Here is a 24,705-nt window from a genome sequence, read left to right as displayed (position 1 = left end):
CAAAGAAAAACTATATCCAACAGAAAATCAAGAAATAAGTCGTTAAAATTCGTTTATTTTTGTATCCATTGCATTGAAACACTAGTCATTAACAGATTAAACAGCCCAATATGAGTTCCAGACTGGGAATAATTGACTTAGGCACCAACACATTTCACCTGCTGATCGCGGAGCCTAACGGCGCTCATTTCAAGACTGTTTTCCATGAAAGCAGGCCCGCCAGGATCGGCTTGGGGGGAATCAACAAACGCCTGATCACACCCGAAGCCCAGGACCGCGCCCTTGCTGTCCTCTCCTATTTCCGCGAAAAGCTCGATTCCTTTGACGTGACACCGGAAAAAACGTTCGCATTCGGTACCAGCGCGGTGCGCAATGCGGAGAACCGGCAGGAGTTCTGCTCCGAAATTTTGGAAAAAACCAATATCGAGGTGACCGTCATTGACGGTAACCGCGAGGCAGAGTACATATATTATGGAGTCCGCCATGGGGCCGATATTGGTGACATCCCTTCACTGATCATGGATATCGGTGGCGGAAGCGTGGAATTTATCATCGGCAACCGCTCCCAGATCTTTTGGAAACAGAGCTTCGAAATTGGCGGACAACGGCTGATGGAGAAATTCATGCGGAACGACCCGCTCTCGCAGGCCGATCGCCGGGCACTTTACAATCATTTCGACGAAAACCTGATCCCACTCGCGAATGCCGTACATCAATACGCCCCGGAAAAGCTCGTGGGCTCGTCGGGGACATTCGATACCCTCGTCGATATCGACTTCCACCATCGGACCAACGACTGGCCGCCCGCGTCGGAAACGGATTTCGATATCACCCTGGAAGAATTTTACCGTGTATACGCCCTCATCCTGTCCGGCAATCACGACGAACGCATGGCGATCCCGGGTATGATCGAGCTACGCGTGGACATGATCGTCGTCGCCGTCTGCCTGATCGATTATGTACTCAAAACACACGGTATCCGGCAAATCCAGGTTTCGAAATATGCCCTCAAAGAAGGCGTGCTAGCCGAGCTGATGGCCAGATAACCCCCAACCTATCATTTAAATACACTTTTATACTTTATCCCAAAAACCAACTCTATGAGATTAATGCGTTACCTTCTCCTCGCGGCGCTGGCATTCGTGTATATGCACGACGCGCACGCGCAACGAAAGAAAAAGAAAGACAAGCAGGAAGATGTCAAGATCGACAAGGCAGTCGACGCGGTGGCCTCCGCAGTCAAAGACAAGCTGAAAGACGACAAAAAGAAAGGGCCGAAAGCCTTCAAAGACCTCATCGACAGCACCAATGCCATTAGCCAGAAAGGCATGATCTCCGTCCATAAAGTGGATGACAAATGGTATTTCGAAATCGCCGATTCGCTCCTGAACCGCGATATCATGGCTGTAACACGCTATTCCAAAACCGCAGCGGGCGGCGGTATTTTCGGGGGTGAGGAGGTGAACCGCCAGATGATCCGCTGGGAACGGGGAATGGATAACAACCTGCTGCTTCGGTCGGTAACGATCGTCGTGACCAGTCCCGATAGTACCAAACCTATTTTTCAGGCTGTCAAAAACTCTAATTCCGACCCGATTATCGGTGTTTTTGACATCAAAGCAATTAAAAAGGAACCCGAGAAATCTTCGGTAATCGACGTTACGGAGTTTTTCAACGCGGATAACCAGGTATTCTCGCTGAGCTCCGTGAGCAAACAATTGCTGAAACTCGCAGCGTTCAAGAAAGAGGCTTCCTTTATTTCCAAAATCAGCACTTATCCGATCAATACGGAGATCCGGACGATCAAGACGTTCAATGTAACGCCTCAGCTGCTAACACCTACACCGGTACCTTCAATCGGCCAATATCTGCCATCTGGCTTGGACGCAGGCGTCGTGACGTTTGAAATGAACTCCTCACTTATCCTGCTTCCGAAAGCACCGATGAAAAAACGCATTTTCGACAGTCGTGTAGGCTATTTTGCCAATCAATATGCCACATTCGGGGAAGAATCGCAGCGCTCCGACACCGAGGTCTTTGCCGTGAGATGGCGCCTTGAACCTAAAAATGCAGAAGATGCGAAGAAGCAGAAAAACGGCGGGCTGATCGAACCCAAAAAGCCGATCGTTTACTACATCGACCCGGCTACCCCTGAAAAATGGCGCAAATACCTGAAAGCGGGCGTCGACGACTGGCAGGTGGCATTCGAAAAAGCGGGCTGGAAAAACGCAATCCGCGGTGAATACTGGCCCGAAAGCGACACAACGATGAGCCTCGAAGATGCCCGTTACTCCGTGATCCGCTATTTCGCTGCCGACATTCAGAATGCCTATGGCCCCAACGTGCATGATCCGCGCAGTGGTGAGATCCTCGAAAGCCACATCGGCTGGTACCACAATGTCATGCGCCTACTCCGCAACTGGTATATCATCCAGGCCGCAGCTGTGGATCCGAAAGCGCGTACCAAAAAGTTTGATGATGAATTGATGGGCCAACTCGTTCGTTTCGTGTCTTCTCACGAGATCGGTCATACGCTTGGCTTGCGTCACAATATGGGCGCCAGCTCGGCTACGCCGGTAGAAAAACTGCGCGACAAAGCGTGGGTGGCCGAGCACGGACATACTTCGTCCATTATGGATTACGCTCGTTTCAATTATGTGGCCCAGCCAGAGGACGGCATTACCGATCTCTTCCCACGCATTGGTGATTACGACAAATGGGCCATTCAATGGGGTTACAGCAATTTCCCCGACGCACAAGACGCCCAGGCCGAAAAATTGGCTTTAAATACCCTTACCAAAGAGGCTTATAAAGACAACCGCCTGCATTTTGGTACGGAAATCAGCCCTTATGATCCACGTTACCAGACCGAAGATTTGAGCGACAATGCCATGAAAGCTTCGGAATACGGTATCAAAAACCTGAAACGCATTCTGCCAAACCTCATCGAATGGAGCAAGGAAGATGGCGAAAGCTACAAGGAACTGGACGAAATTTACGGCAATGTGGTCACGCAATACCGCCGCTACCTCGGCCACGTGATCAAAAATGTGGGCGGCATTTACGACACGCCTACAACCTACGACATGGAAGGACCGACCTTCACGACCGTGCCGAAAGCAACCCAAAAAGAAGCCATAGACTTCCTGAATGCCCAGCTGTTCAAAACGCCTACCTGGCTTTTGGACCAGAATATCCTCAACAAAGTGAAGCCCGAAACCGGTATGGAGGCAGTGAAAGCATTACAGGATTATGCATTAACCTCCCTTTTTGCCGGCGACCGCGCGGTACGACTGATGGAAACCGGTATTTCTGCTAAAAACTACACGCTCGACGATCTTTTCACCGACCTCGAAGCGGGAATATGGTCGGAAGCCAAAGCCGGAAAACCGATAGATCTGTACCGCCGGAACTTGCAAAAGGTATATGCTGAAAAGCTGATTTCTCTGCTGAAACCCGGCCGGGCTAATGTCCAGTCAATTCCCGTGGGTATTACCTATGGTTTTTCAACACGCTCGGTGGAACTTGAAAAAACCGATTTGCCATCGATCGCGCGGGCGCATTTGGAAAGCCTGAAAACAACGGTGAATGCGGCCATCGCGAAAAGTGCCGACAAAAACACCCGCTACCATTTGCAGGATGTGTCGCAAAGAATCAAGCAGGCGCTTGATCCGAAATAAAGTAAAGTAAATTAAATCAGGCAAGTCGTTATGGCTTGCCTGATTTGTTTCTAATCTTTGAAAAATGTCAGAACTCACCGAATTGCTTCGCCAACACCCTGCATTCTGCGCTGTCGTACAGAATGGTAAACCTTACCGCCAGCTGGATTTTACGGCTGCCAATACCGATTTGCTGACGCGCGATCTATCGAAAACACGTGATTTCTCCAACTACGTCTTCGATGAACTGCTTTCCGGAAGCACATTCAACGGAATAGGCGGCTACGGTGAAGATCGGATTATTTACCGGCACCGAAAACATTTCACATCCGACAATGAAAAGCCGAGAAGCATTCACCTGGGCGTCGATATCTGGGCAGAAGCAGGTACCCCGCTTTACGCCCCCCTCGATGCGATTGTGCATAGTTTTGCATTCAACGACCATTACGGCGACTACGGTCCCACCATTATCCTCGCACACGAGCTAGCCGGAACAACTTTCTTCACACTCTACGGGCACTTATCACTAAACTCGCTGGAAGGCTTGCACGAAGGCAAGGCGCTCATAGCAGGAGAACGCTTCGCTGCTATTGGCCCTTACCCCGAAAACGGCGACTGGCCGCCCCATTTGCATTTCCAGGTTATCCGCGATATGAGAAGTTACCGGGGCGATTTCCCCGGTGTTTGCCACGCAGCCGATCAGCACTATTATTTCAATTTATGCCCTGATCCTGAGTTGATTTTGAGAAACAAAATTTGAGATTTATGCGTATCTCTTGAAATGTATGCGCATATTTATGTATGAAAACTCGCTTGAACATTACAATTGAAGAGACTGTGCCGGCATACATTAAAAGCTATGCAGCAGCGCGGCAAATGAGTGTTTCTCAAATCATTGAAGATCATCTGAAATCTATTGCGCGCTCAGCTGAACAAAAGCGCAATATTCTCGAAGTAATCGACGAAATGGATGCACCCGTTGGTATAAATGCCGATCAGGACCTGGTAAAAGCCTATCACGAAGCCCGGGGAGAAAAATATGGCAACTAGCGTTTTCCTTGATGCCAACATTATTCTTGATTTTCTTTTGAAAAGAAAAGACTGTGAAGACGCCAGGAAATTGTTGGAAAATTTCTAAATCTACTGGATAAGCACTCTACGTAAACTACTCAGGATTTCTTCTCCAAATTTGGCAAAAACCCTGTCAGCAACCCGATCAATGGCAGGAACGAGCAGATCCAGAAAACGTATTCAATACTCGTTTTATCAGCCAGCGTACCGAGGATAGCCGATCCGATACCGGCGATACCGAATGCGAAACCGAAGAACAAGCCGGCGATCATCCCTACTTTACCCGGGATCAGCTCCTGCGCGTATACGAGGATGGCCGAGAATGCGGACGACAGGATCAGGCCGAGAATGCAGCTCAACACGCCCGTCCAGAACAGATCGACGTAAGGCAGCAGCAATGCAAACGGCGCCGCGCCGAGGATCGATATCCAGATCACATATTTACGACCAATGCGGTCCCCAACCGGCCCACCAATGAATGTACCCGCCGCCACCGCGAACAGGAAAGCAAACAGGTAAATCTGCGAACTCTGGATGGAAACGCCGAATTTGTCGATCAGGTAAAATGTGAAATAGCTCGAAATGCTGGCCATGTAAATGTATTTCGAGAAAATCAGCAGGAGCAGAATGCCTATTGAAATAACCACCTTGGATTTCGACAAGGTAGATTCTTGCTTGACGGCACCCGTCGCTTTTTTGACAACCGTGCTCAGGTTTTGCTTGTACCAGCCGCCTACCCACGAAAGGATAACAATCGCCAGCAAAGCCACCAGTGAAAACCAGATCACTTGAAAACGGCCGTAGGGCAACAATATCAATGCCGCCAGCAATGGTCCGAGCGAACTGCCCGCATTACCACCCACCTGGAAAAGCGATTGCGCCATTCCGTGCTTGCCGCCCGATGCCATACGCGCCACGCGTGAAGCCTCCGGGTGAAATACTGCCGAGCCGATGCCTATCAGCCCCACTGAAAGCAATACAATGTGAAAACTATTCGCCATCGAGAGCGATACAAGGCCCAGCAATGTAAAACACATCCCAACCGCGAGCGCATAGGGCTGCGGTCTTTTATCGGTAAACGACCCTACAAGTGGCTGAAAAACAGACGCACTCACCTGAAATGTAAATGTAATGAGCCCGATCTGCGAAAAACTCAGATGAAACGACTCCTTCACCATCGGGTAAATCGACGGAATGAGGGATTGCATCGTGTCGTTCAGCAGGTGGGAGAAACTCAGCGCCAGAAGGATTGGAAATACGGTCTGGGAAGCGGAAACTGTGGCCGTATCCACGGCAGCCGCGGAATCAGCGGGAGAACTCTGGTCGAAACTTTTCATAGGCATTTAAAATGTCCCCGACTTCCTGTTTATAGAAGTCGGGGCCTAAAAAAGAATGACAAAGGTATCGATTCCCAGCCGCATTAAGGCCGGAAACCAAATAAAATTCTATTTGCGATGGATCACAGTAGCCGCGGACTGGGCTCCGGCCAGAATGGTAATGTCCGCAATTGTAACACGGTCAGGCGCATTAACGGCGTAGAGGATCGCATCGGCGATGTCACCGGCCTGCAATGGATCGAAACCCTGGTAGACCTTTTCAGCCCTGGCTTCGTCGCCTTTGAAGCGAACCAATGAGAATTCCGTCTCCACGGCACCGGGCGCAACATTGGTTGTTTTGATACCATGCTGCGTCAGTTCCAGACGCATTCCTTCGCTGATCACCTCCACGGCGGCTTTGGAAGCACAATAAACGGCACCATTGGCATAAGTCTGCTTGCCGGCAATGGAGCTAATATTGACAATGTGACCTTTGCCGCGTTCGAGCAACAACGGAATAATGGCTTTCGAGACATACAGAAGCCCCTTCACGTTGCCATCGATCATCGCATCCCAGTCGTCGGTATCACCTTCATCGAGCGTGCCGAGGCCGTGAGCGTTACCGGCATTGTTGACCAGAATATCGATGTTTTTCCAGTTGTCCGGCAACGAGCCGACCGCGGCGAATACCGCGCCTTTATCACGGACGTCGAATACGAGTGTGGTTACTTTTACTTTGGAGGACAATTCAGCGGCTACTTCGTCGAGGCGTTCCTGGCGGCGGCCGCACAAAATAAGGTCTATTCCGACCCCGGCGAATGCTTCCGCCGTGGCCTTACCGATACCGGATGTGGCTCCGGTAATAAATGCAATACGGGACATTGAGTGGATGGTGTGGCGTGAATTTTACTTTTTGTTTTTTGGAGTATTCAGACTGCTAAACTCGCCTTTTTCAAGCTGTGCCGCCTGGCTGAAAAGCTGCACGGCTTGCTGGTAAACATTATCGCTCGGGTTGAGAACCTGGAATACTTCGTTGTTCAAACCATTCTTTTGCTTTCTTCCCCACACATAACGGCCGATAATCGCCTTCGTTTGCGAGGTAATGAGCGATTTGGACAGGTTCAGTTCTTTTTCATTCGGTTTGATACCGGCCCTGGAAGCGTCTTTTACCAATTCGGCCAGCATCGCATCCGACACCTGGAATGATTTCAGATATTCCTTGAACGGCTGCTTTTCAAGCTTTTTCTGGTTTTCATTCGCATAGCGCAGGGCATATTCACGGATAATGTTTTTGGAATACAACTCAAACAGGTATTTACTGTTCATCAAAGTATCTTTTGCCACGAAGATGTCCGGGGTAATACCACCTCCGCCATACACCAAGCGGCCACCATCGGTTTTATATACCTTGCTTTTATCGAACTTGATACTGTCGGCATTGAACAGCTCTCCGCTTTCATACCGGTGTGCCAAATCCTGGCTGTAATCTTCGCCTTTACCGAGCTCGTAAGGTTTTTGAATGCTGCGACCGCTCGGCGTGTAGTAGCGGGAAATAGTGAGACGCAGTTCGGAGCCATCCGACAGTTTGATCGGCATTTGAACCAGGCCTTTTCCATACGACCTTCTGCCCACCACCAGTGCTCGGTCGTGGTCCTGTAATGCGCCCGCGAGGATTTCAGAGGCCGATGCGCTGCCCTCATCCACGAGCACAATCAACGGACCTTGCTCGAAAAGGCCATCTACGTGCGAGCGGGTCTTGCGGTCGAAACGGCTGTCTTTGCCTTCGGTATAAACCAGTAGTTTATCGCCGGCAATAAATTCGTCGGCCATGCTCGTAGCGCGCTCCATGTAGCCGCCCGGATTTCCGCGAAGGTCGAGAATAAGGTTTTTCAAACCTTCGGCCTTCAATGTTTTCAAAGCGGATTTAAACTCATCAAAAGTGGTTTCCGAGAAACGGCTCACCTTAATATACCCTATTTCCTGATCCACCATGTAGGAAGCATCCACCGAATAGGTAGGAATACGATCGCGCACTACGGCGAAATTCATTTTATCCTTTAATCCTACCCTTTCTATCGACAAATCTACTTTGGTGCCACGCTTGCCACGCAACAGCTTGTAAACCTGGGCATTTGTCACGCCTGGACCTGAAAGATTTTCTTTATTCACCGAAATAATGCGGTCGCCGCTCTGGATACCAGCCGCCTCGGACGGGCCGCCGCTGAGCGGGGTTACCACATAAACCGTATCATTATAAATATTGAACTCGACGCCGATCCCGTCAAAACCTGATTCCAGCTGCGACCGTGCCGCGGTAGCTTCCTCGGCGTTGAAATAAGCCGTATGCGGATCGAGTTTTTCGAGCATTTTGGAGATGGAAAAATCCACCAACTCCTCGGTATTCACCGAATCGACATAATTATTCTCCACCAGCATCAATACCTCCCTGAACTTGCCGTAACCTTTCGCCACGTCAGATAGTTTTTTCCCACCGCTGAAAAACGTGCTTCCCAGCAGCACTCCCGCCGCCAGCGTGATCGCGATGATGATAGGCAAACGAACTACGGATTTCGAGTTCTGGATCGGAGGCTGAGGTCTTTCTGAGTTCATACCTGTAAATATTAGGAGTATGGGCTGGCGTCGCGGTAATGGGATATTTCCCCAACGTGAATTAAACGATTTTGGTTGCCTAATGCAAGTGAATGCAGGGCGTTAACATACCGGCAGCACGTATTTCTAGATGAATGCCTTTAACGATTCGGGATTGCGCATCGTATCGATATTGATACACTTCGCCGGGTCCTGCCCCATCAGTATCCGCTTCATCGGCGCTTCCATCTTTTTGCCGTTGATCGTATAAGGAATGTCGCTCACCTGCTCAATGGTGTCGGGCACGTGCCGCGGGCTGTATTGGGACCGCAAAGTGTCTTTGATCTTCTTCTTTAAATCTTCCGTTAGCTCTTTATCCATAGCAAGGACGACAAATAGCGATATTGTCCCCTCTCCATTCGACTTTTCGAGGTAAACAGCCAGGCTATCTTTCACCTCGGGGATACTTTCTACGGCACGATAAATCTCGGCGGTACCAATACGGACGCCGCCGCGGTTCAGGGTAGCATCGGAACGGCCATAGATAATCACCGACTTCCGGTCCGTGATCTTGATCCAGTCGCCATGCCGCCATACGTGCGGGTACATTTCAAAGTAGCTGGAAATGTATTTCTCGTCGTGCTCGTCGTTCCAGAAGTAGATCGGCATCGACGGCATCGGCTGTGTGATCACCATTTCGCCCAATTCATTCAAAACCGGCTTCCCATTTTCATCGAATGCTTCGATCCGGGCTCCGAGCATCCGGCATTGTATTTCCCCCGCGTATACAGGCAAAAGCGGGCACCCGCCTACGAACGCGCTGCACACATCCGTGCCCCCACTCAGGGAGATCAGCCACACATCCTTTTTGACATGCTTGTAAATCCATTCAAATGCCTCCGGCGGCAACGGCGAGCCAGTGGAGCCGATCGTTTCCAAATGACTGAGCCGTTCGGAAGTAATGCTGACGCCGCTTTTCATGGAAGCGATAAAAAATGCTGCCCCGCTACCAAAATGCGTGATTTTAGCCTTTTCGGCCAAAGTCCAGAGCACTTGCGACGACGGATAAGCCGGAGCGCCGTCATATAGCACCAATGTGCCCCCGCAAAGCATCGAGCTCAATGCGTAGTTCCACATCATCCAACCGGTGGTGGAGTACCAGAAATAGCGGTCACCCGGCTTCACGTTCTGGTGTAGCACCAGCGCCTTCAAATGCTCGATCAGGCAGCCGCCCACACTGTGGGTAATCGCCTTGGGCTTGGCAGTTGTTCCGGAAGAATACAATATCCATATCGGGTGGTCGAACGGAACCGGCTCGAAATCGATCCCGAAGTTTTCGAAATGCAGGATATCGTCCCAGGCGGTGAAACGTTCGGGCCGCGATTCTGAAAATATGTTGTTGATCAGTACAGTATCCGCCACGCTGGGGAGCGCCGCGGAAAGCTCGCCGGCAAATGCGGTAATATCGTATGTTTTACCGTTGTAGACGTAGCCATCTACCGTAAACAATACCTTCGGCTCTATCTGCGAAAACCGTTCGGTAATGGCCGGCTTGCCAAAGTCGGGGGAACAGGACGACCATACCGCCCCCACCGCATTAGCAGCCAGAAACGCTACTACCGCTTGCGGAATGTTGGGCAACACCGCCGCGACACGGTCCCCCGGTTTCACACCACGCTGTTTCAACCAGGTCGAAACGGCAGCTACCTGGGCTTCGAGCGTTTCCCACGAGATCTCCACGAGCTCGGGTTTTTCGGACTGAAAAATGATCGCGGGACGTTCTTTTGTCTTATTCCTGAAAATGTGTTCGGCGTAGTTCAGCTTGGAGCGGGTAAACCAGCGCGTACCGATCAGACCGCTCAGGGGCTTTTGCAGCACTTCGAGGTATAAATCGTGTGATTTAATATTGAAGTAATTCCAAAGACTTTCCCAGAAATCTTCCAGGTCGGTCACCGACCATTCCCACAGATCGTGATAGGAACGGAAATAGAGGCCCTTTTTGACAAAAAGCCAGTCCATATATTTTTTCAGATTGGACTGTTCCAACAGGTTCCGTCCCGGTTTCCACAACGGTTGCGCCTCAGCTGACATAATTCACTTGTTAATGAAGGTTTAGTTAGGTAAAAATGGCCATTTCCTGCCGCATTTCTCCGATAGTACTTATAAACGTTTCCATATCATTTTTGACATAAACACATTCAAATATTTTTAGCCGGAAAAATTAACGTATCTTTGCAGGCTATTTTTTTCAACACTAGTACTCTGACGATCAGATACGTTGACTAACCAGTTTTAGTGGCAATTCAAACCATTTTGTGCGAATAAAGCACTAATCGGTTACAAGGTAAATTTGTAAGAGGAAATAAATCCAGTAGTGATACTGCATTCCTAATGAGAAACAGAAACAATTCCAAAGGCTCCCAAGGCGGAGGCGGCTTCTTCAAGCGCGCAAAGCCTGAAACCGAAAGCCGGTTCAGCAAACCAAGCATCAAAAAATCCAGTCTGCGCTTTTCAGCCCCTGCGGAAAACAAGGGACAAAAAGCACGTCCGAGCTTCGATCACGAGAAGCCGCGGGAAGATCGTGGAGGCTTCGGTAAGCCGGGCTTCGACAAGCCGGGCTTCGATAAGCCCCGTTTTGGCAAACCCGATTTCAAGAAATGGGACAAAGGCGGTAACGATCGCCCATTCCGCCGCGAAGGCGATTCTGCCGACCGCGGTTTTAAAAAGGATTTTGGTAAAAAAGATTTTCGCAGTAACGACCGTGGAGGCGACCGTCCGGGCAGCAGGAAGCCATTCGGCGACCGGCCTGAAAGATCGGGCGGAGATCGTAACCGTGAGTTCAAGCCGCGTTTCGACCGCGATAATGATGAACGGGAGTTCAGACCACGTCCGGAAAGAGATTCACGCGATTTCAAATCACGTCCGGAAAGAGGTGACCGTGAATTTAAACCGCGCTTCGAAAAAGATAATGGCGATCGCGAATTTAAGCCGCGTTTTGATAAAGAAAACGGCGATCGTGAGTTCAAGCCTCGGTTCGAGAAGAATGATAACGAACGTGAATTCAAACCTCGTTTCGAAAGAGGTAACAGCGACCGCGAGTTCAAGCCGGGCTTCGATAAGCCACGTGGTGAGCGCAGCGAGTCAAGATCAGAAAGACCGTCGCGTTCATTCGACCGCAGTGAAGGTTCTTTTAAAAAAAAAGAAGATAGGGACGACAAACCCTACCGCTCCCGTTTCCAGGACGATGAAGAGCAGGACCGTAGCGGGTTGGAGAGACGAGTAGGACGGTACGAAACCGCACCTCGTTACAATCTTGACAACTACGAGCACAAAAAGAAGCCTTCGGCAAGGCATAAGGATAAGGAAGAAACCGACGAAATCCGCCTGAACCGCTACATCGCGAATGCGGGCATTTGCTCACGGCGTGAGGCCGACGACCTGATTTCTTCGGGCCAGATTTCGGTGAATGGCAAGATCATCACCGAAATGGGCTACAAAGTACGCCCTACCGACGTGGTGAAATACGGCAAGAAGGCTTTGAATCCGGAAAAAATGGTGTACATCCTGATTAACAAGCCGAAGGATTACATCACTACGACCGACGATCCCGAAGAGCGTAAAACCGTACTCGACCTGATCGCCGGCGCATGCTCCGAGCGTGTGTACCCCGTAGGCCGCCTCGACCGCAATACAACCGGTTTGTTGCTGCTTACCAACGATGGTGAACTGGCCGAGAAGCTGACACACCCATCAAGCGGTATCAAGAAAATTTACCAGGCAGAACTCGATAAGCCCATTACCACGGAGGATTTCGAGCAACTGCAAGCAGGCGTTGAACTGGAAGATGGTTTTATCCGCCCCGACGAAGTAGGTTTGGTAACGCCGGACGCCCAGGTTGTTGGGCTTGAAATCCACAGCGGCCGCAACCGCATTGTACGCCGCATGTTCGAGCATTTGGGCTACGAAGTGCAGAAACTGGACCGTACCGTTTTCGCAGGTTTGAACAAGAAAGACCTGCCCCGCGGCAAATGGCGCTTCCTGACCGAGAAAGAGGTGATCAAGTTGAAATTCCTGCTTTAATAGCAACGGTCATAAAACGAGAAGGGCTGCGATGTTGATCATCGCAGCCCTTTCTTTATGGATTTCTATTGGAATTACAATCTGAATCCGAATGAGTAAACGTCGTAAGGAGCATCAGGGTAAAGTCCCTCGAATTGCACCATCGATTCTTCCTTACCGGCAATCGCAGCTTCAAACTCTTTTACCGTTTTAACAGCCTTTCCATTCACTTTGGTGATGATGAAGCCCTCTTCCACCTGCGAGCGCGCGAACTTGCCGCCGTCGATAGAAAGTACTTTCACACCGCCATCGATTTTGTAGCGCGACAGCCTTTGCTTTTCCTGATCGCTCAGGTTACCGAACTGCGCACCCAGCGAGCTCATTACAGCAGCTGATTCGTCCCGTTTGATAATTTCTGAGCCACCTGTGCGGTTACGTAGCGTAATGCTCAGGTCTTTTTCCTTGCCGTCACGGTTAACTGTCAAATTCACTTTATCACCAGGCTTGTGCAAACCGATCGATTGCTGCAACTCGGGGATCGAGTGAATGTTCACGCCGTCAACTTTCACGATCACGTCGCCTTTGTTCACACCGCCTGCTTTGGCTGCGCTATTTTCGGTGAAGTCGCGCACGTACACACCATCGCTTACTTTCACACCGTATTCTTCGGCTTTTCTGCTATCGAGGTCGTCGAGGGAAATCCCCAGGTAACCACGTTGTACATTACCGAATTTGATCAAATCGCTCGATACTTTTTTCACAATGCTCGAAGGCACGGCAAATGCATAACCTGCGAAGCTACCGGTAGGACTGGCAATGGCGGTGTTGATACCGATCAGCTCGCCTTTCAGGTTTACCAATGCACCACCACTGTTACCGGGGTTTACCACGGCGTCGGTCTGGATGAACGATTCCAACGGAGAGTCACCGGCTGCGGCTGCGGTTGGCTGCATCTGGTTACGACGGCTCGACTGGCCGATAATACCCAACCCACGGCCTTTTGCACTCACAATACCGGCTGTAACAGTCGATTCGAGGTTAAATGGGTTACCCACGGCCACTACCCACTCTCCCACTTTCACCGCATCCGAGTTGCCCAGCGTCACCGCAGGCAAATCCCTACTGTCGATTTTAATTACTGCGATATCGGTAGAGGGGTCTGTACCGATCACTTTTGCGCGGAATTTGCTTTTGTTATGCAGGGTAACTTCCAGCTCCTGCGCACCTTCCACCACGTGATTGTTGGTAACAATGTATCCATCATTAGAAATGATTACGCCCGAACCGGTTGCTTCCGATTGCTGTGGGCCGCGCTGGCCTCCTCCGAAATCATCACCAAAGAAGTCCCGGAAAATATCGGGGATCTGTTGGCCGCGGTAAGCCTGGCGCGTAATGGTCGATTTAATGTGTACAACCGTCGGTGTAGTTGCCTCTGCCGCGTAAACGAAATCACCCGGCGCACCTGCAGGCGCTCCTGCGGAAGTAAAACGTGCTATATTTTCGGAACCTGCTTCTTTGAAAATTACATCTCTATCATGATCAGGACCAAGGAGTTTCAGGCCAGCTATGGTTGACGCACTTGAAATCAACCCAACCAACACCAAACCTTTCCAATTTGTTTTCATAGACATATGTTGGGGTTATATTTTTATGGACAAATAACGCAAATCAATCAACAAATTATTCCCGTCGTAGATTCGTTTAACATCTTTTAACAAAGATATTTCATTTGGGAATTTACTAAAATATCCTGCCAGCCGATTATCTGCCGGCTCCATAAAAAAGGCGTTATCCTTTCGAATAACGCCCATTATGTAAGTCCGTCCGATTAAGCGATCTCGATCAGGCGGGCTGGTTTTTCTTTCGCTTCCTCACGTTTCGGCAATGCGATACTCAGGATGCCATCGGCATAGTTAGCTTCGATCTTATCGCCATCCACGGTGTTGGGCAAGGTGAAGGTTCTTTGAAAAGAAGTGTATTTGAATTCTTTCCTGGTGTACTTCTCATTGGCATTTTCTTCCTTCTGCTCTTTCTCAGCTGAAATGGTCAGTTGGTTTTTTTCGAGGTTCAGTTTGAAATCACCTTTTTGAAGGCCGGGAGCCGCTACTTCGATGCGGAAACCTTCTTTACTTTCAACCACATTCACAGCTGGTACGGTGCCTGCAAAGGCAGGGGTGTTGTACTCGTGGAATAGATCCTTACCAAAAAATCCGTTCAAATAAGATGGACCTGCGAAATGTTTGACTAATGTGCTCATTGCTATAAAGTTTTTGTTTTTAGTTTTTCAGTTTCTTCCAACCTCACGGTTATGCCCTCTTTTTAACAACTTCTGTTCCGAGCCGAAAAAATTGAAAAACGTGCGACAAAATGGCCGATTTTGACAAAATCGTGCCTTTTAATACAGACAAAATGACCGCATCGTGTTTTTCAAAATGACAGAAATGCCATTAGCCCATTGGGAAACCAATGAGCGAGCATTTGATTAATAGATAAGGTTATTTCAATTCCAGGATCGCGCAGGCTTGCTCCGATGCGGATTGCTCGGCCTTCTTCTTGGTAAAGCCATTGCCTGTTGCGAAAGGCTCGTCGTTGACGAGAATTTGAGAAATGAATTCGCGGTGGTGGCGGGTACCCCGTTCTTCGAGTATTTCAAAACGGATTTCCTTGCCCTCGCGCTGAGCCCATTCGATAATGAGGCTTTTGAAGTTCACATTGTTCTGGATAATGCTGTCCAGATCGTAATGTGTGATCAGTTTGCTGATAATAAAGGTACGCGTGAAGCGAAAACCCTTATCGAGGTAAATCGCGCCTACGAATGCTTCGAGCGCGTCCCCGTACATAGACGAGCGGGGTGACATACCACGGCGGTTTCCGTCGTATTCAATCAGCCTGTCGAGGCCCAGTTTGCGGGAAATCTGGTTCAGCGACTCGCGGTTCACGATGCGCGAACGGATTTCGGTCAGGAAGCCTTCGTCTTTGTAGGGATATTTGGTAAAAAGAAATTCTGCTACCACCATACCCAGCACCGCGTCGCCCAGGTATTCCAAACGCTCATTCGATTCCCTGAAACCCTTGATAGCGGTCTCGCGGGAAGCGGAGGTGTGCCTGAAAGCCAGCTGATAAACGCCGAGATTGGAAGGCTTGTCGCCTATAACATGCGCAATCGACTCCTTAAATTTTTTGTCCTCAGCACTTCCGGTCCTGAATAGGGAAAGTATCGGTATAAGAATTCGCTTTGCCAATGGTAGAGATTTAATCAGTCTTCGTACTTCTTGAAAACGACTGACGCATTATGACCTCCGAAACCGAAAGTATTGCTCAAAGCGATATTTACGCGACGTTTTTCAGCCTTGTTGAATGTGAGCTTCAACCGCGGATTGATTTCCGGGTCGTCGGTAAAGTGGTTAATGGTAGGCGGCACGACCTGGTCCTTGATCGCCATGATACAGGCGGCAGCTTCAATCGCTCCTGCTCCTCCCAATAAATGCCCTGTCATCGATTTCGTAGAGCTGATATTCAGATCATATGCATGCTCGCCGAAGAATTTTTCTATGGCTTTGATCTCCTGCGGATCACCGATCGGGGTAGATGTACCGTGGGTATTGATGTAATCGATCTCCTCAGGCTTGATACCTGCGTTTTCGACTGCATTTTTCATTACAATGTACGCTCCCAGTCCTTCCGGATGCGGAGCCGTGATGTGATAGGCGTCGGACGACATACCGGCACCGATCATTTCGGCGTATATTTTGGCCCCCCGAGCTTTCGCATGTTCGAGTTCTTCCAAAATAATAGCCGCTCCGCCTTCTCCGAGCACGAAACCATCACGGTCCTTGTCGTAAGGGCGCGAAGCAGTTTCAGGCGAGTCGTTTCTTTCGGACAATGCTTTTAATGCATTGAAACCACCCACACCGGCAATCGTTACCGCCGCTTCCGAACCGCCTGAGATACACACATTCATCAAACCGAGTTTGATATAGTTGTATGCGTCGATCAAAGCGTTGGTTGCCGAAGCGCAAGCCGATACCGTGATAAAATTGGGTCCCCGGAAACCATACCGGATCGACAATACGCCAGACGCGCTGTCGACGATCATTTTCGGGATAAAGAAAGGATTGAAGCGGGGTGTTCTGCCGTTCTCGGAGAAATTCATCACTTCTTCCTCGAAAGTTTTGAGGCCACCGATGCCGGAGCCCCAAATTACACCGGCTTTGTCGAGATCAAGCGTATCTGCGTCAAAGCCGGCGTCCTTCATCGCTTCATCAGCCGCGATGACGGCGTATTGTGTAAAGGGGTCCATTTTACGGGCTTCTTGCCGGGGTATGTAATTCGTGACGTCCAATCCCTTCACCTCACAGGCGAAACGCGTACGAAACTTTTCAGCATCGAACCGCGTGATGGGGGCTGCACCGCTTACGCCTGCAACCAGATTTGACCAAAAGGTAGGAACATCATTGCCAACGGGCGTCAATGCGCCCATACCTGTAATTACAACTCGCTTAAAACTCATAAAATTGGGACAGAAATAGAAGATTGTACTGGTAAAAACCGGATTACTTCACGTTTTCTTCCAGATATGCAACAGCCTGACCAACTGTACCGATGTTCTCTGCCTGATCGTCAGGGATAGAAAGATTGAATTCTTTTTCGAATTCCATAATCAACTCAACGGTGTCTAGAGAGTCCGCTCCCAAGTCGTTCTGGAAGTTTGCTTCCGGTGTAACCTCCGACTCTTCTACGCCGAGTTTTTCGACGATAATTTGCTTAACTCTTTCTGCAATTGCTGACATTTTATAATCACTTTTTGGTTAAAATCGCCACAAAGAAAGATATTTCAGTTCACTTTTTCAAAAATTTTTTAAACACGGCATTTTATTGCACAATCCGTGTTTAAAATAAAAAAAAGCAGGAAATCAGCCGATTATAAGGGTTCTGTTTCAAGAAATCGGCCGAGTGCAAAGAGAACATTGCGGATAGCCGTACATTCGCGAAACATTTATCAATATCTATACCAACACCAGTATGATCTCGATACCCAAGTTGAAAAATACCGATTCGACCAACTTTTTCCTCATGGCCGGCCCCTGTGCCATCGAAGGAAGGGATATGGCGCTCCGAATCGCCGAACATATTGTGACAGTTACCGACCGCCTTCGCATTCCGTATATTTTCAAAGGCTCTTACCGCAAAGCCAACCGAACTAAAATCGATTCCTTTACCGGGATCGGCGATGAAAAAGCGTTGAAAATCTTGCAGGAAGTAAGTCAGACATTCGGCATTCCTACTGTTACCGACATCCACGAATCACACGAGGCCGCATTCGCCGCCGAGTATGTGGATGTGCTGCAAATCCCTGCATTCCTTTGCCGCCAGACGGAATTGCTCGCGGCCGCCGCGCGCACAGGGAAGGCTGTCAATGTGAAAAAGGGCCAGTTCCTTTCAGGCGCGTCCATGAAATTCGCTGCCGAGAAAATTAACGAAGTAAATCCCGACGCACAGGTAATCCTTACCGACCGCGGCAACAGCTTCGGCTATGGCGATCTGGTAGTAGACTACCGTAACCTGCCTGAGATGGCTGCTTTCGGTGTGCCCGTGGTCATGGACTGCACGCATTCATTGCAACAGCCCAACCAGACCTCCGGCGTAACCGGCGGTAAGCCCAAACTGATCGAAACGATCGCCAAGGCCGCCATTGCCGTAGGTGCCGACGGTCTTTTTATCGAAACTCATTTCAACCCTTCCGAAGCGAAATCCGACGGCGCCAACATGCTCCCGCTCGATCAGCTAGAAGGGCTGCTGGAAAGACTTGTACGCGTGAGAGAAGCTGTTTTATGATCCCAACAACTATAAAGGCATATTTAATATGCCTTTTTCTTTGCATTCAAATTCTCCCGCAAGCGGCATTTGCCCAGCAGGATTCCACCAAACTTTGGAAAGTAACGGCCGGAGACGTGATTCCGCCTGTTACGCTTGGCCTTGCGAGCCTCATTGTTCAAGGCAAAATCAGTCGGCATTTGCAGGAGCGAGTGGTTTCCAATTATCCCAATTACCGGACCAAAGTGGACGAATATCTGCCTTATGTACCTGGTGTAGTCAGCCTCGGACTGGCATCTGCCGGAGTGAAAGGGAAACATAAGCTGGGCGATCAGGTCATCCTGGCCATACTTTCCAATGTGATCGCCCAGGGCGTTACGCAGAGCCTGAAGCGCATTGTAAAATATCCGCGCCCCAACGAGGAAGACAACCATTCTTTTCCCTCCGGCCATGCGACAACGGCATTCACGAATGCGACGATACTGCACGAGGAATATAGCCAGCGCAGCATATTATATAGTATCGGCGGCTACGGCACGGCGACTACCGTAGGCGCCATGCGCGTGCTGGGCAATCACCACTGGCTTGCTGACGTACTGATGGGCGCAGGCATAGGCATCGGCGCCACGAAGATTGTGTATATCAGCTACCCGTGGATGCAACAGCAGGTGCGGAGAATGAAGGCCCGCCGACACGATGAAAAAAATTGAAGTACTGCTGACATAGGGTTGTCACTCGGATGTTTGTCTTTTGTACAAACATCTGTTAGCCATGCAAACTAAAACGATTCAGCCTATCCACGTTCTGTGTTTCGAAACACGTACCTCATTCCAGGAAATTCTCCGGTTTGTGCGTGTTGAGGCCCGGAAACTGTATCAGGATGCTATCCGCAACGACCTCGAAATCACCGGCCCCGTATACTGGGTCTATGAAGGTGCCGACGGACGCCCCGATACAGTTTTTACATTGACGATCGCATTGCCGGTCACACCACCGTCACACGCTATTGATTCTCTTTACCAGTTAAAGCAGCTTGAAACATTCGAATGCATCGGCGAAACGCTTTATGGAAACTGGGATGGGCTCATCAATATCTACGGTTCGCTGTTCGGTGAGATCATGTCGCAGAAGCTCATCATGTCGGGGCAAAGCCGGGAAATTTATCTGAATATGGATTTCGAAAACCCCGAACGGAATATCACCGAGGTCCAGGTCGGCATTTTGAAATAGCTTTTAAAGCACAAGCCCTCAACCATCAACGCGATGTCATATTGCACTTACATCATCAACAACCCCTCGGAGCAGGCTGACTACCTGCTCCACAAACATTACCACGATAACCAGTACGGCTTCCCGATCGACGACGACAACGAGCTTTTCGGGCGGCTTTTGCTGGAAATCAATCAGGCAGGCCTCAGCTGGACACTCATGCTCCGCAAGCAAGACAGTTTCCGGGCTGCTTATGATAACTTTTCAATCGAGAAAGTGGCCGCCTACGACGAAACCGACCGGGAGCGCCTATTGGCCGATCCCGGCATTGTCCGGAACCGGTTAAAAGTGAATGCGGCCATTGTGAATGCACAGAAAATCCTTGCATTGAAAAAGGAATACGGATCATTCAAAGGCTGGATCGATGCGCATCACCCATTAACAAAGGAACAATGGGTCAAGCTGTTTAAGAAAACCTTCAAATTTACCGGAGGCGAGATTGTCAATGAATTCCTGATGAGTACAGGATATCTGCCCGGTGCACATGATGCGGATTGCCCGATATTTCATGCCACGAAGGCACCGCAGCGGCGGCCGTGAATGCTCACGAATGGCTTTTAACGTAATCTACTAGCTCCGCCGGCTTGTCGGTTTGCAGCCCCTGCACCCCTTTATGCAATGCCTCGTTCCAGGACGCAGGGCCTTCCGTAGGACTTTGCACATCGAGCCATACGGAAATACCCAGCTCGTGCGCGGCTTTGAGTAGCTCTGGGGTAGTGAGGTTGTCGACGACCTGAATATCCATCTGATGGAGAAACGCCGAAAGTTGTTCTTTGGTAGTGACCTCCTTGGGAAGGCTCGTCATCAGCGGTACCTCTGGCGCCACTTCTTTCCATTGTTTGTACTGTTCTTCCTTGTTTAAATAGACCACCACCTGGTGCTCCATTCCGGCAGCTTTAATCTGTTTCCAGGTTTCAGCCACATCCGCGTCTTTGAAATCGAGGTAAATATTGATTTTGCCTTTGCAAAGTGCGAGCAGCTCTTTGAATTCGGGAATGCGGTGGGTCTTCTTATTGCGGTTAAAAACCTGCAATTCTTCCACTTCCTGCCAGGTCATATCGGCGACTTTACCCATGCCGTTGGTCGTCCGGTCTACTTTCGCGTCATGCAGCGCTATGAGATGGCCATCTTTGGTGGTTCTTAAATCGACCTCCACGTAATCGGCACCGCAATTAATGGCTTCCCGCGTGGACGCGAGCGTATTCTCGGGCGCGTTCACATGGTTGCCCCTGTGCGCGATCACAACGGTCTTATGTTTGGAATGCGGTAGTGCCGGGTGTGCGTGATCCTGCGCAAAGGCGGGTGTAATGAACGCGGCGCTGGCAATGAGGGAGCAGACTTTGTGAACAAACAATTTCATCGGAATTTCAGGTTATCAGCGGGGTTACAGCTTTTTGGGTCAAACAGGCTAATGGGCCGGTTAAAAAAATGAGCCTACAAGCAGAAATGTGGTTCCAACTTATAGACTCATTTACTCTGAACTTTAAACTTTTATTGTATTTCGAAGCTCGCCAGTTTCACAAATTCCTGAACGCGGGCATTGATTTCTTCTTTTGAAAGGTTCACGAGACGCTCGGTACCGAATTTCTCGACGCAGAAAGAAGCCATCGCCGAACCATAAATGATCGCACGTTTCATGTTTTCAAAAGAAACGTCGTTGGTAGCGGCGAGGTAGCCGATAAAACCGCCTGCAAATGAGTCACCTGCACCGGTTGGATCGAAAACTTCTTCCAATGGCAATGCAGGCGCGAAGAAAATGCGATCTTCCTGGAACAACAACGCGCCGTGCTCGCCTTTCTTGATGATCAGCGTTTTCGGGCCCATAGCCATGATTTTCTTGGCTGCTTTACGCAATGAGTATTCACCTGAAAGCAAACGGGCCTCTTCGTCATTGATCGTAAGCAGATCAACCAGTTTGAGAACGGATTTCAAATCGTCCAGCGCGATGTTCATCCACAGGTTCATCGTATCGAGCATGATCAGTTTCGGGCGTTTCGCCAGGCGCTCGATCACCAGTTTCTGGGTGGCAGGCACCGTGTTTCCCAGCATCAGGAACTCAGTACCCTGGTAGGAATCCGGAATGATCGGATCGAAATGCTCCATCACATTCAGCTCCGTAATCAGCGTGTCGCGAGTGTTCATATCTTCATGGTACTTACCCGACCAGAAGAATGTCTTGCCATCCTGCACGATTTCCAAACCTTTGGTATCTACGCCGTGTTCTTCGAGCAGGCCGATCATTTCTTTTGGGAAATCGCCGCCTACAACCGCAACGAGGTTATTTTGCTGGGTAAAATAGGAAGCAGCTAGTGTGATGTAAGTGGCTGCACCACCGATAATTTTGTCTGTTTTTCCAAACGGGGTTTCGAGCGCATCGAATGCAACAGATCCTACGGTAAGTAAACTCATAAGTGATTACTGTATTGATTTTAAGTTAGTTTCAAACTGGATTTTAAATGCAAAAACGCTGCGAAGATAAACAAAACGGCCGAATACCCTCTCGCCGCCTGCTCATTCTCGCTTATACCTACAAATCAATCTTGGGTTATTTGCTATTTTTGTCTGAAGTAAAATTCTCTATCAATTAAATCACATACTATCATGGAAGTAATTACCGAAGCTAAAAGGTACATCGACAACGCAAGAGGATTTCTCAAAGACAATGCCAGAAAGGAAAATGGCGTGTACCAGGATACAAAATACGTGAAGATCGCTGGACACACGGCTTACAGCGGCGTCTTGATAGCGCTTGATGCGGTGCTTCCGGAGAAGGGTTCGCGCAAAAGCGTCGAATGGTACCAGAAAGAACTAAGTGCTATTGACAAACGAGTGCTATCCAGTTTTTCGAATGTGTATCACCATTTGCATATTGGCATGGGCTATGACGGTGATCCAACAGCAAAGACGGCAAATATAGCATTGCAGGACGCAGATAGAATTGTCCATTGGGTCGAAACGCGGCTCGAAAAGAAAAACAAATAGCCAAGAAAATACAACATACTAAACACATACTAGCATGGAAGCAATCTCAGAAGCAAGAAGACACATTGACAATGCAAAGGACTTTCTCAGCAACAATGCAAAGAAACAGGATGGGCTTTATCAGGACAGAAAATATGTCAAAATCGCTGGCCACGCAGCATACACCGGGGTGCTGTTGGCGCTGAATGAATTTTTAGGAGAGAAAAGTAAAAAGACGCCTAAAAGCGTTGAATGGTACCAACACACATTGAGTCGGATCGACAAGTCTCTTCTTTCTAATTTTAACGAAGCTTATGAAATCCTCCACATTCACATGGGGTACCAAGGCATTAAAAGTTCTGAAACTGCCTCGGTAGGTTTGAGAAAAGCCGAAAAAATCATCGACTGGGTCGAGACCCGGCTCGAAAAGAAAAACTAGTAATCAAGAAAGTACAACATATAAATGACCGCACAAACGTTCCAGCCACTTAAAATATTCAATACGCTTACCCGTAAAAAGGATGTTTTCGTTCCCATTGCCCCTCCCTATGTCGGCATGTATGTGTGCGGGCCGACGGTCTACAACAATGTGCATTTGGGTAACATCCGCACGTTCCTGTCATTCGACATTCTGTTCCGTTATCTGACGCACATTGGTTATAAAGTGCGTTATGTCCGCAACATTACCGACGTAGGCCACCTTGTGGGTGACGGCGATGCCGGCGAGGACAAAATCGGGAAGATGGCCAAGCTGCAAAAACTCGAACCGATGGAGATCGTACAGCGATATACGAATGATTTTCATGAAGTTACCGCTATATTCAACCTCCTTTCTCCTAGTATTGAACCTACTGCAACCGGCCACTTGATCGAACAGATCGAGGCGGTGCAGACGCTGATCGACAAAGGGGTTGCGTACGAATCCAATGGCTCGGTTTATTTTGATATCAACAAATACCAGGCGGGTGGTAATGAATATGGTAAATTATCAGGCCGCATTATCGAGGATCTGCTAAACGAAACGCGCGAACTCGACGGCCAGGCCGAAAAACGCAATCCACTTGATTTCGCATTGTGGAAAAAGGCCAATCCGGAGCACATTATGCAATGGGAATCACCTTGGGGCAAAGGCTTCCCCGGCTGGCATTTGGAGTGTACCTGCATGAGTGCCAAATATTTAGGCAAACAATTCGATATTCACGGCGGTGGAATGGACCTTAAATTCCCTCACCACGAATGCGAGATCGCACAAGGCAAATCGCTAACCGACGAAGAGCCTGTCCGGTACTGGATGCATACCAACATGCTGACCGTCAACGGCCAGAAAATGTCGAAGTCGCTCGGTAACTCGTTCCTGCCGTCGGAGCTGTTTTCGGGAAACCACGAGTTGCTCGATCAGGCTTACAGTCCGATGACCGTTCGTTTCTTCATGCTGCAAAGCCAGTACCGCAGTACGCTCGATTTTTCGAACGATGCATTGAAAGCGGCTCAAAAGGGTTATAAAAAACTCGCCAATGGTCTGCGCATCGCGAAAATGCTCACGTACACGCACGAGGACGGCGTAAATGCGGACGAGGCGAAAAAAGCCGATATCGAAAAATCGATCGAAGGTTTTTACAATGCCATGAACGACGACCTCAACACTGCCGTAGCATTCGCCAACCTTTTTAATATGTTGAAATACATCAACATGTTGAATACGGGGCAATTGAAATCCGCAGCTTTGGGTGAGGCGGTGTTTATTTCGCTGAAAGAGCAGTTCGTTGTATTCTTTGAAGACGTGCTGGGCCTGAAAGAAGAACTCGCCGAAGGCCACGCAATCCTCGACGGCATGCTGAAACTGTACCGGGAATTTAAACTGTCGCAGAACTACGAAAAAGTCGACGAAATCCGTTCTTACTTCAAAAATCAGGGGCTGGTGATCCGCGATACCAAGACTAGGATCGACTGGGCTTACGAGGAATAAT

23 protein-coding genes are annotated in these 24,705 nt (G+C 49.3%); 12 read left to right on the top strand and 11 right to left on the bottom strand.

The genetic code is table 11. The annotated features are described in order from the left end of the window. Window positions 1-110 precede the first annotated feature (110 nt). From J7619_RS23785 to J7619_RS23770, 4 genes are all read left to right on the top strand, one after another. Window positions 111-1,046 carry a phosphatase gene (locus tag J7619_RS23785; protein ID WP_291204657.1) on the top strand — a complete coding sequence of 312 codons (936 nt, stop codon included), beginning with the start codon at window positions 111-113 and terminating at the stop codon, window positions 1,044-1,046. A 54-nt stretch (window positions 1,047-1,100) separates the two neighbouring features. After that, window positions 1,101-3,680 (top strand): zinc-dependent metalloprotease, encoded by a 2,580-nt coding sequence (locus J7619_RS23780; protein WP_409012762.1) that lies wholly within the window; start codon window positions 1,101-1,103, stop codon window positions 3,678-3,680. Between the two features lie 64 nt (window positions 3,681-3,744). After that, window positions 3,745-4,419: a peptidoglycan DD-metalloendopeptidase family protein gene (locus tag J7619_RS23775; RefSeq protein ID WP_291204651.1), complete on the top strand. Its 675-nt coding sequence runs from the start codon at window positions 3,745-3,747 to the stop codon at window positions 4,417-4,419. A gap of 53 nt (window positions 4,420-4,472) precedes the next feature. Next, window positions 4,473-4,709 (top strand): DUF6364 family protein, encoded by a 237-nt coding sequence (locus tag J7619_RS23770; RefSeq protein ID WP_291204647.1) that lies wholly within the window; start codon window positions 4,473-4,475, stop codon window positions 4,707-4,709. A gap of 119 nt (window positions 4,710-4,828) precedes the next feature. Here J7619_RS23770 and J7619_RS23765 read toward each other — a convergent pair whose 3' ends face one another. The 4 genes from J7619_RS23765 to J7619_RS23750 form a co-directional block, all read right to left on the bottom strand. Next, window positions 4,829-6,067 carry an MFS transporter gene (locus tag J7619_RS23765; protein ID WP_291204644.1) on the bottom strand — a complete coding sequence of 413 codons (1,239 nt, stop codon included), beginning with the start codon at window positions 6,065-6,067 and terminating at the stop codon, window positions 4,829-4,831. 108 nt (window positions 6,068-6,175) lie between these two features. After that, window positions 6,176-6,928, bottom strand: a complete 753-nt coding sequence (locus tag J7619_RS23760) for an SDR family NAD(P)-dependent oxidoreductase (protein ID WP_291204641.1) — start codon at window positions 6,926-6,928, stop codon at window positions 6,176-6,178. A 24-nt stretch (window positions 6,929-6,952) separates the two neighbouring features. After that, on the bottom strand, window positions 6,953-8,656 hold the full coding sequence (locus tag J7619_RS23755) for a S41 family peptidase (protein ID WP_291204638.1): 1,704 nt from the start codon (window positions 8,654-8,656) through the stop codon (window positions 6,953-6,955). Window positions 8,657-8,782: 126 nt separating this feature from the next. Next, complete coding sequence (locus J7619_RS23750) at window positions 8,783-10,726, bottom strand: acetoacetate--CoA ligase (protein ID WP_291204635.1); 1,944 nt, start codon at window positions 10,724-10,726, stop codon at window positions 8,783-8,785. Window positions 10,727-11,026: 300 nt separating this feature from the next. On the opposite strand from J7619_RS23750, the gene J7619_RS23745 reads away from it, so the two are divergent. After that, entirely contained in the window at window positions 11,027-12,715 is a 1,689-nt protein-coding gene (locus J7619_RS23745) for a pseudouridine synthase (protein ID WP_291204632.1), read from the top strand. A 74-nt stretch (window positions 12,716-12,789) separates the two neighbouring features. Here the strand turns inward: J7619_RS23745 and J7619_RS23740 are convergent, their stop codons facing one another. From J7619_RS23740 to J7619_RS23720, 5 genes are all read right to left on the bottom strand, one after another. Beyond that, a complete protein-coding gene (locus J7619_RS23740; RefSeq protein WP_291204629.1) occupies window positions 12,790-14,319 on the bottom strand; it encodes a Do family serine endopeptidase in 1,530 nt (509 codons plus the stop codon). A gap of 203 nt (window positions 14,320-14,522) precedes the next feature. Then, on the bottom strand, window positions 14,523-14,951 hold the full coding sequence (locus tag J7619_RS23735) for an Hsp20/alpha crystallin family protein (protein ID WP_291204626.1): 429 nt from the start codon (window positions 14,949-14,951) through the stop codon (window positions 14,523-14,525). A 238-nt stretch (window positions 14,952-15,189) separates the two neighbouring features. After that, window positions 15,190-15,936, bottom strand: a complete 747-nt coding sequence (gene rnc / locus J7619_RS23730) for a ribonuclease III (RefSeq protein WP_223406370.1) — start codon at window positions 15,934-15,936, stop codon at window positions 15,190-15,192. A gap of 14 nt (window positions 15,937-15,950) precedes the next feature. Beyond that, on the bottom strand, window positions 15,951-17,204 hold the full coding sequence (gene fabF, locus J7619_RS23725) for a beta-ketoacyl-ACP synthase II (protein ID WP_291204621.1): 1,254 nt from the start codon (window positions 17,202-17,204) through the stop codon (window positions 15,951-15,953). Between the two features lie 43 nt (window positions 17,205-17,247). After that, entirely contained in the window at window positions 17,248-17,484 is a 237-nt protein-coding gene (locus J7619_RS23720; protein ID WP_015813362.1) for an acyl carrier protein, read from the bottom strand. A 232-nt stretch (window positions 17,485-17,716) separates the two neighbouring features. Here J7619_RS23720 and kdsA point away from each other — a divergent pair, with 232 nt between their 5' ends. The 4 genes from kdsA (at window position 17,717) to J7619_RS23700 (ending at window position 20,317) form a co-directional block, all read left to right on the top strand. Beyond that, window positions 17,717-18,529 (top strand): 3-deoxy-8-phosphooctulonate synthase, encoded by an 813-nt coding sequence (kdsA, locus tag J7619_RS23715; RefSeq protein WP_291204618.1) that lies wholly within the window; start codon window positions 17,717-17,719, stop codon window positions 18,527-18,529. Further along, complete coding sequence (locus J7619_RS23710) at window positions 18,526-19,218, top strand: phosphatase PAP2 family protein (protein WP_291204616.1); 693 nt, start codon at window positions 18,526-18,528, stop codon at window positions 19,216-19,218. The genes kdsA and J7619_RS23710 overlap by 4 nt, the downstream gene beginning before the upstream one ends. 61 nt (window positions 19,219-19,279) lie before the next feature. After that, window positions 19,280-19,738 carry a GyrI-like domain-containing protein gene (locus J7619_RS23705; RefSeq protein ID WP_291204613.1) on the top strand — a complete coding sequence of 153 codons (459 nt, stop codon included), beginning with the start codon at window positions 19,280-19,282 and terminating at the stop codon, window positions 19,736-19,738. Between the two features lie 33 nt (window positions 19,739-19,771). After that, complete coding sequence (locus J7619_RS23700; RefSeq protein WP_291204610.1) at window positions 19,772-20,317, top strand: DNA-3-methyladenine glycosylase I; 546 nt, start codon at window positions 19,772-19,774, stop codon at window positions 20,315-20,317. A gap of 4 nt (window positions 20,318-20,321) precedes the next feature. On the opposite strand, the gene J7619_RS23695 is transcribed toward J7619_RS23700, so the two are convergent. Together J7619_RS23695 and J7619_RS23690 are read right to left on the bottom strand one after the other, a co-directional pair. Then, window positions 20,322-21,137: a glycerophosphodiester phosphodiesterase family protein gene (locus J7619_RS23695; protein ID WP_291204607.1), complete on the bottom strand. Its 816-nt coding sequence runs from the start codon at window positions 21,135-21,137 to the stop codon at window positions 20,322-20,324. 131 nt (window positions 21,138-21,268) lie between these two features. After that, window positions 21,269-22,186, bottom strand: coding sequence for a PfkB family carbohydrate kinase (locus J7619_RS23690; RefSeq protein ID WP_291204604.1), 918 nt, complete (start codon window positions 22,184-22,186; stop codon window positions 21,269-21,271). A gap of 192 nt (window positions 22,187-22,378) precedes the next feature. On the opposite strand from J7619_RS23690, the gene J7619_RS23685 reads away from it, so the two are divergent. From J7619_RS23685 to cysS, 3 genes are read left to right on the top strand one after another with little or no spacing between them, the layout of a single operon-like run. Continuing rightward, on the top strand, window positions 22,379-22,759 hold the full coding sequence (locus tag J7619_RS23685) for a DUF5618 family protein (RefSeq protein ID WP_291204600.1): 381 nt from the start codon (window positions 22,379-22,381) through the stop codon (window positions 22,757-22,759). 34 nt (window positions 22,760-22,793) lie between these two features. Further along, the gene (locus J7619_RS23680) at window positions 22,794-23,177 is read left to right on the top strand and encodes a DUF5618 family protein (protein ID WP_291204597.1); all 384 of its coding nucleotides are present in this window, start codon (window positions 22,794-22,796) and stop codon (window positions 23,175-23,177) included. Between the two features lie 24 nt (window positions 23,178-23,201). Continuing rightward, the gene (gene cysS, locus J7619_RS23675; RefSeq protein ID WP_291204594.1) at window positions 23,202-24,704 is read left to right on the top strand and encodes a cysteine--tRNA ligase; all 1,503 of its coding nucleotides are present in this window, start codon (window positions 23,202-23,204) and stop codon (window positions 24,702-24,704) included. Window position 24,705: the final 1 nt, after the last annotated feature.

This window comes from Dyadobacter sp. (assembly GCF_017744695.1).
Taxonomy (GTDB): domain Bacteria; phylum Bacteroidota; class Bacteroidia; order Cytophagales; family Spirosomataceae; genus Dyadobacter.
This window is presented reverse-complemented; position numbering and strand designations above follow the sequence as displayed.